Origin of the sequence: Paraburkholderia sp. SIMBA_030 (assembly GCF_046535245.1) — a bacterium.
In the GTDB taxonomy this organism is placed as follows: Bacteria; Pseudomonadota; Gammaproteobacteria; order Burkholderiales; family Burkholderiaceae; genus Paraburkholderia.
Genome location: NZ_JAWRXB010001286.1, coordinates 1 through 248 on the forward strand (window position 1 = coordinate 1; position 248 = coordinate 248).

The following is a 248-nucleotide window of genomic DNA, read 5'->3' on the forward strand; positions in this document are numbered from 1 at the left end:
CTCAACGCCTGGGACCGCGACCACTTTTTCCATCCCTCGACGCATATGGGCATGCACGCCCGCGGCGAAACACCCACCCGCGTCATATCTTCGGGGGAAGGCGCCTACATCACCGATACCACCGGTGTAGCCGGCGAGACGCCGCCAGCCGAACATGCCGGAGACCGTCACCGGGAGATCGCCCTGCGGCCAGTCCGCCGACCAGCGCAGGCCGATCGTTGAGGCAACGATCGCGTCGTCGCCGTCCG

At 67.3% G+C, this 248-nt stretch carries 1 protein-coding gene; it reads right to left on the reverse strand.

Going from position 1 to position 248, the window contains the following annotated elements:
* Positions 1-248: hypothetical protein (locus SB772_RS44200; protein WP_410839049.1), on the reverse strand; the 248-nt coding region annotated here is incomplete at both ends.